General features: G+C 61.0%; 1 protein-coding gene. It reads left to right on the plus strand.

The features are described 5' to 3' along the window. Positions 1–381: 381 nt before the first annotated feature. A partial coding sequence (locus tag GVL52_RS28275) for a DNA-binding protein (RefSeq protein ID WP_200847949.1) occupies positions 382–585 on the plus strand: 204 nt, incomplete at its 3' end.

Consider the following 585-nt stretch of genomic DNA (forward strand, 5'->3'; position numbering starts at 1 on the left):
GGCCTGCCTGTCAGGCGGCCCTGAGCCCGTTTTCCATGGCTTCGCCATCAAGGGCCCCGGTTCCCGGGCTGTCCCTGCTAGAGATCTCTGAAAAACCTGGGCAACCGTAGCGTGGGCAAGCTGCAGGCTTGTCCACCGAAGGGCGTCAGTGTCTTGGGCAGCGGCCGGCGGTGGGCAGACCCCGGCACCGCCCGGCACGGGCGGCTGTCCACCTCGGGTGGGCAGCGGGGTTGTCCACGGCAGGCGCGGGCCACCGGGCGCGGTGATGGTGCTGGTCAGTGTTGCATTTTGCTGCAGAAATTAGTTTATTAGTTTGTTTGTTAGTTAGTTTATTTATTTGTTATGGTATAATTTCTCCATTACACCCGCAGGAGAAATGCCATGCGTCCAGCAGAGTTCACCCAAGAGCAGATCATTGAGGCCGGCGAGCAGTTGCAAGCTGCTGGTCGCAACATCACGGGCTTCGCCTTGCGGCAGAAGGTCGGGGGCGGCAACCCTTCTCGCCTCAAGCAGGTCTGGGACGAGCACGTCAACAGCCAGGCCGTGGCAAACACCGAGCCCGTTGCCGAATTGCCGGTCGAGGTT

The sequence above is a fragment of the Rhizobium sp. 18055 genome, assembly GCF_902706285.1.
Classification (GTDB): domain Bacteria; phylum Pseudomonadota; class Alphaproteobacteria; order Rhizobiales; family Rhizobiaceae; genus Rhizobium.